Here is a 6,061-nt window from a genome sequence, read left to right as displayed (position 1 = left end):
GTCAGGATAGGCATATTCGAGGTCTTTGACTTCGACGATGTGATGGCTCATCGGAACAGCTCCGTGAGAAAACCCCCGAACAGCTGGGGCAGGTTGAAAAAGCGCAGCAGCAGGAAAAAAGCGGTCCAGGAAAGGGTAAACCGCACTTCCCGGTAGCCGATGTGCAAAGGGCGGAGCATGCGGATCTCGCCGTCGAAACCTCGGCAGAGCATGGCCTGATGGATTCGCTGGGCGCGGTCGAGGGTGCGCAGCAGCAGCTGGCCGGCCATGTTCCCGGCCACCTTCATCCCCATGCCGCGGCCGTGAAAGGACCGCAGGGCCCGGGCCCGCACCATGCGCACGGCTTCGTCGATGAGGACGAACAGGTAGCGGTAGAGAAAGAGCAGCTGCAGGGCGAAGATGCGCGGGGCGCCGAGGCGTTCCATGGCCATGCAGACGCCGGTGAAGCTGGTGGTGGCGATCAGGACCAGGGCGGCAAAGACGGTCAGGGCAAAGCGCAGCAGGATCGAGGCGAAGGAGATCCAGCCGCCGCTGATTTCCAGGGAACCGAGCTGCAGCAGGATCTGCCGGTCGAGCAGCGGGTTGAAGACGCCGATGAAAAAAGCGAAAGGAGCGGCCAATAGCAGTTTTTTCAACAGCATGCCGGCGGGGAGACCGGCGGTCAGCACCAGGGTCAGGGGAAACAGGACAAAGGGCAGCAGCGCCGAAATTTCGTACTTGCCGAAGGAGACCACGGTGCAGACGAAGATCAGGGTGGTGACCAGCTTGGCGCGGGGGTCAAGGCGGTGGACGGCCGACTGCCTGCAGGCGAGGGCGTCGAGCGCCCCCAGGTCGAACAGGGAGGATTCTATTTTTGCCATAGTCGTCTGCCGTTGCGTCGTGTGTCCGGAGGGGGCCAGATCGGGAAAGGTTCGAGTATGTTCAAGAAAGGTGCCATCGGTTACAGCCGTGATTCGCCTCCGCGCGCGCCCTGCTTGACGGAATCCTGCCTTTTGGGGGCGTCTGCCGTGGGTGCGATAGGCGGATTTGTGTCGTACGAATTTGCGGTTCGTGCTACCGGAGGGGGCGCCGTTTCACGGGCGGTTCCGGTCGGCCGGTCAGATCAGGTCTTCGCCGGTGGTCGAGGTGACCAGCTTGCCGTGCTTGACCCCCTTGGTGCCGATCAGTTCATCGGCCATGCGTTTGACCTCGTTGGCCTTGCCCTTTACGACCACGACTTCGAGGCAGTTGTGGGCGTCGAGATGAACGTGCAATGCCGAAATGATGGCGTCATGGTGGCTGTGCTGGTGTTCCGTCAGCTTGTCGGAAAGGTCGCGGGTATGGTGATTGTAGACCAGGGTGACGGTGCCGACAGTCTCTTCATCGCCGCGGGCCCACTGGTCTTCGACCAGGGCGTTGCGGATCAGGTCGCGAATGGCTTCGGAGCGATTGCCGTATCCTTTTTCCGCGATCAGGTCGTCAAACCGCTTGAGCAGTCGATCGTCGATGGATATGCCGAAGCGGGCAAGATCGGTCATGCAAACCTCCGGGTGTTCGTGCTCCTGTTTGTTTATCACGCACTTGTCCGAAGGGTCAAGAATATTGCTTTGCTAGCTCTCGTTGTCCACGGCTAATCCACAGCCTGTCCACCGGGTGTTCACAATATCTTGTGTTTATGGCATTTTTTTTTGTCCAGATGTTGGGTTTTTCCCTTGACTGCAAATGATGCTGTGCTAAGGTTCTGGCGTTGACTAAATTCGTTGCAGGAGGGTGGGAGATGCTCGAGTTTATCCGTAAGCGGGACGGCCGGCTGGTTTCTTTCGAAGAAGAGAAGATAGCCGGTGCGATCCAGAAGGCGGTGCGCGCCGTCGGCGGCACTGACATGGACAAGGCGGGACAGATTGCCCGTCAGGTGGTGGGTATACTCGAGGTCATCTACAAAGATGAACGGGTGCCGACCGTTGAAAATGTTCAGGACCTGGTCGAGAAGATCCTGATCGAGAACGGCCACGCCAAGGTGGCCAAGAACTACATTCTGTACCGCAAGCAGCACGAGACCCTGCGCAAAACCAAAGAGTTCATGAAAGAATCGATCGAGGCGATCGATTCCTACCTGACCCAGGAAGACTGGCGGGTCAACGAGAATGCCAACATGGGCTACTCGCTGCAGGGGCTCAACAATCACATCGCGGCCAACATCACCAGCAATTACTGGCTCAACAAGATCTATCCCTCGTACATCGCCGACGCGCATCGCGAAGGGGCCTTCCATCTCCACGATCTGGGGATGCTGTCGGTCTACTGCTGCGGCTGGGACCTGCGCGACCTGCTGCTGAAAGGCTTTACCGGCGCCTACGGCAAGGTGCAGAGCGCCCCGGCGGGCCATTTTCGGACGGCCCTCGGCCAGGCGGTGAACTTCTTCTACACCCTGCAGGGGGAGGCGGCCGGCGCCCAGGCGTTTGCCAACTTCGATACCCTGCTGGCGCCGTTTATCCGTTACGACAAGCTGGGCTACCCGGAAGTCAAACAGGCGATGCAGGAGTTCATTTTCAACATGAACGTGCCGACCCGGGTCGGTTTTCAAACCCCGTTCACCAACATCACCATGGACATGACCCCGCCGAAGAACATGGCGAACGACGCGGTGATCATCGGCGGCCAGCTGATGGAGGCCACCTACGGTGAATTCCAGGCCGAGATGGACATGTTCAACAAGGCCTTCTGCGAGGTGATGATGGAGGGGGACAGTTCGGGGCGGATCTTCTCCTTCCCGATCCCGACCTACAACATCACCGCCGGCTTCAACTGGGACAGCCTGCGCTTCCAGCCGATCTGGGAGATGACCTCCAAATACGGCATCCCCTATTTCAGCAACTTCATCAACTCGGACATGGATCCCGAAGATGCCCGCTCGATGTGCTGCCGCCTGCGCCTCGACAACCGCGAACTGCGGCGCCGCGGCGGCGGGCTGTTCGGGTCCAATCCCCTGACCGGCTCGATCGGCGTGGTTACCCTCAACCTGCCCCGGGCGGCTTACCTGGCCGACAGCGAAGAGGCGTTCTTTACCCGCATTTCCGATCTGATGCGGCTGGCGTACGAGTCCCTCGAGATCAAGCGCAAGCAGCTCGAGCGGTTTACCGAAGAAGGGCTCTATCCCTACAGCCGCTACTACCTGTCGGCGATTCGCGAGCGCAGCGGTCATTTCTGGGATAACCATTTCTCCACCATCGGCCTGCTCGGCATGAACGAAGCCAGCCTCAACCTGATCGGGGTCGGCATCGACACCGCCGAGGGCAAAAACCTGGCCGTACGCACCCTTCGCTTTATGCGCGCCCAGCTCGAAACCTACCAGGAAGAAACCGGGCATCTGTTTAATCTCGAAGCCACCCCGGCCGAGGGGACCAGCTTCCGGCTGGCCCAGCGGGACCGCAAGATGTTCCCCGACATCATCACCGCCGGCAACGAAGAGCCCTATTACACCAACTCCACCCAGCTGCCGGTGGGGAGCACCGATGATATCTTTCAGGCGCTCTCCCACCAGGACGGGTTGCAGACCCTGTACACCGGCGGCACGGTTTTCCACGGCTTCCTCGGTGAGCGCATCGATGACTGGAGCAGTGCCCGGCTGCTGGTGAAGCGGATCGCGGAAAATTTCCATCTGCCGTATTTTACGATCAGTCCGACCTTTACCATCTGTCCGGTGCACGGCTATATCGCCGGCGAGCATTTCGCCTGTCCCCACCATCAGGCGGCATAACTTTATCGTTTTTACCCGGGCGACCCAAGGGGCGCCCAGGCAAAATCCAACCAAGGAGACCCGAATGGCCACCAAGTGTGACGGTAATACCGAAGTCTATTCCAGGGTATGTGGTTTCTTCCGGCCGGTTCAGCAGTGGAACCGGGGAAAAAAGGAAGAGTTCAAGGAGCGCACTGAGTTTGTCGTAGGAACCAGCAAGAAACAAGACTGATATCATGAAGATCAAGGGATTCCAGGGGACGAGCCTGCTCGATTTTCCAGGCCGGATCGCTTCCCTGGTTTTTTTCGGGGGCTGCAACCTCAGCTGCTCCTTCTGTCATAACCCCACGCTGGTGCTCGATCCCGATCAGTATCCCGATTATCCGCTGGCGGCGCTTCTGGATGAGCTTCAGGAGCGCCGTTCGTTTATCGACGGGGTGGTGGTCTCCGGCGGCGAGCCGACCATCGATAAGGGACTGCTGCCCTTTCTGCGGGAGGTCAAGGGGCTGGCGCTGGAGGTCAAGCTCGATACCAACGGGCTGGCGCCGGCTGTTCTCGAGCAGGCGCTGGGCGAAGGCCTGGTCGATTATGTCGCCCTGGATTTCAAAACCGCCGTTGAGCGTTATAGCGAATTGCACCATGGCCCGGTTGATACCGCTGCCCTGCGGCAGAGTATCCGGTTGCTGCTCGACGGCTGCGTCGATTACGAAATTCGCACCACCTGTGTTCCCGGCCTGGTTGACGCCGCCGATCTGCCGGTCATGGGAGAGGCGATTGCCGGTGCCTGCAGCTGGGTCTTGCAGCAATTTGTCGCCCGTCACGCCATGGACGAATCGCTGCAGACCCTGGCCCCCCATCTTCCGGAGCAGATCCGCACTTTTGCGCAAATCGCCGGAGCATACGTCGAGCGGGTGTCGATTCGGGGTTTGTAGCCCGGCTGCTGCAGTCTTCTGAGCCGCGACCTGCTGTCGCGGTTTTTTTGTGTGCGCAAGGGCAGGGTTCTGGCAGGATCTGTGCATTTCAGATATGTCCGTGTGCTACGAAGTGAGATTCCGTAGCAATAGCCGGGTTGACAGGGGGGCCATCCTGGGCTATGTTCGTAGCACGAAAATGAAAAAGATCACAAGAGAGAGTTTAGGGAGGTTGAACCATGCACATGGCTGATGCGTTGCTTTCGCCGGCGGTCGGCGCTACCCTGTGGGCAGCTGCCGCAGGCACCATCTACTATGCCTCGCACCGCTTGAAGAAAGACCTCGATGACAGTAAGATCCCGTTGATGGGGGTTCTGGGGGCGTTTATCTTCGCCGCCCAGATGATCAATTTCACCATCCCGGCGACCGGCTCGAGCGGGCACCTGGGCGGCGGGATGATCCTGGCGGTTCTGCTCGGTCCCTGGGCCGCTTTTCTGACCATGGCCTCGGTTTTGATGGTGCAGGCCCTGTTTTTCGCCGACGGCGGCCTGCTCGCCCTGGGCTGCAACATTATTAATCTCGGGGTCTTCCCCTGCTTTATCGCCTATCCCTTTCTTTATAAACCCCTGGTCGGCAAGGAGCCCACCCTGGGACGGATTACTGTCGCCGCAGTGGTTTCGGCCGTGGTCGGTCTGCAGCTGGGCGCCTTCGCGGTCGTGCTGGAGACCGTTTTGTCCGGGGTGTCCGAGTTGCCACTGGGAGCCTTTCTGCTGATGATGCAGCCGATCCACCTGGCGATCGGGGTGGTCGAAGGGTTGGTGACCGCCGTGGTCGTCACCTTCGTCTGGCGGGCGCGGCCTGAGATCCTGGGGGGAGCGTCCGCGGCCGTTCCCGGGCAGATGCCGCTGAAGCGATTGCTGGCGGCCCTGCTGGTGGCGGCTGTTGTTACCGGGGGGGGGATTTCCTGGTTCGCCTCGGAGCATCCCGACGGCCTTGAATGGGCGATTCAGAAAGTGACCGGCCATGAGGAGCTGAAGTCGCCCGGAAGTGACGTTCATGAAATCCTGGCGGGTGCGCAGGAGCGGGTTGCACTTTTGCCCGATTATGGCTACAGAAATCCCGAGACGGCACCCGCCGCAGCTGCCGACTGGCCCGCAGTCGATTCAGGCTCCAGCGTCTCCGGCCTGGTGGGCGGGCTGGCGACCCTGCTGCTGGCTGCGGCCATCGGCTGGTTGTTGAAAAGGCGTTCCCGCTCGGCCTGAATTTCGAGCTCGGTGTCAGTGATGCCTGAGTGGGGCTGGTGATGCCGTTGCTGCCCGGAGGTGAAACGCATCGGCGCACCGGGATGGTTTGTCTTTGACGCGAAGCATGGCTTCGTGATTGCTGGGTAACCTTCAAAAAAGCAGGCGCCTTGTTAGGAGGCGCCTGCTTTTTT

The 6,061-nt window shown here is 60.1% G+C and carries 4 protein-coding genes and 1 pseudogene; 3 read left to right on the top strand and 2 right to left on the bottom strand.

Annotated features, from left to right (window positions below):
- Window positions 1–47: 47 nt before the first annotated feature.
- Both cbiQ and nikR read right to left on the bottom strand, forming a co-directional pair.
- Window positions 48–860, bottom strand: a complete 813-nt coding sequence (gene cbiQ, locus ABYV89_RS13555; protein ID WP_432823478.1) for a cobalt ECF transporter T component CbiQ — start codon at window positions 858–860, stop codon at window positions 48–50.
- Between the two features lie 237 nt (window positions 861–1,097).
- Window positions 1,098–1,517, bottom strand: coding sequence for a nickel-responsive transcriptional regulator NikR (gene nikR / locus ABYV89_RS13550; protein ID WP_432823477.1), 420 nt, complete (start codon window positions 1,515–1,517; stop codon window positions 1,098–1,100).
- A gap of 239 nt (window positions 1,518–1,756) precedes the next feature.
- On the opposite strand from nikR, the pseudogene ABYV89_RS13545 reads away from it, so the two are divergent.
- The 3 genes and pseudogenes from ABYV89_RS13545 (at window position 1,757) to ABYV89_RS13535 (ending at window position 5,888) form a co-directional block, all read left to right on the top strand.
- Window positions 1,757–3,947, top strand: a pseudogene (locus tag ABYV89_RS13545) (ribonucleoside triphosphate reductase).
- 4 nt (window positions 3,948–3,951) lie between these two features.
- Window positions 3,952–4,647 carry an anaerobic ribonucleoside-triphosphate reductase activating protein gene (locus ABYV89_RS13540; protein ID WP_432823476.1) on the top strand — a complete coding sequence of 232 codons (696 nt, stop codon included), beginning with the start codon at window positions 3,952–3,954 and terminating at the stop codon, window positions 4,645–4,647.
- A 218-nt stretch (window positions 4,648–4,865) separates the two neighbouring features.
- Window positions 4,866–5,888 (top strand): energy-coupling factor ABC transporter permease, encoded by a 1,023-nt coding sequence (locus tag ABYV89_RS13535; protein WP_432823475.1) that lies wholly within the window; start codon window positions 4,866–4,868, stop codon window positions 5,886–5,888.
- The last annotated feature ends 173 nt before the right edge of the window (window positions 5,889–6,061 follow it).

This window comes from Trichloromonas sp. (assembly GCF_041583255.1).
Taxonomy (GTDB): Bacteria; Desulfobacterota; Desulfuromonadia; order Desulfuromonadales; family Trichloromonadaceae; genus Trichloromonas.
Note: the sequence above shows the minus strand (reverse complement) of the source record. Positions and strands in the feature narration are given on the sequence as shown.

What these genes read in the sequence shown, in the direction of transcription:
- cbiQ (WP_432823478.1), bottom strand. Translation starts at nt 860, where the DNA reads ATGGCAAAAATAGAATCCTCCCTGTTCGACCTGGGGGCGCTCGACGCC.
- nikR (WP_432823477.1), bottom strand. Translation starts at nt 1,517, where the DNA reads ATGACCGATCTTGCCCGCTTCGGCATATCCATCGACGATCGACTGCTC.
- ABYV89_RS13540 (WP_432823476.1), top strand. Translation starts at nt 3,952, where the DNA reads ATGAAGATCAAGGGATTCCAGGGGACGAGCCTGCTCGATTTTCCAGGC.
- ABYV89_RS13535 (WP_432823475.1), top strand. Translation starts at nt 4,866, where the DNA reads ATGCACATGGCTGATGCGTTGCTTTCGCCGGCGGTCGGCGCTACCCTG.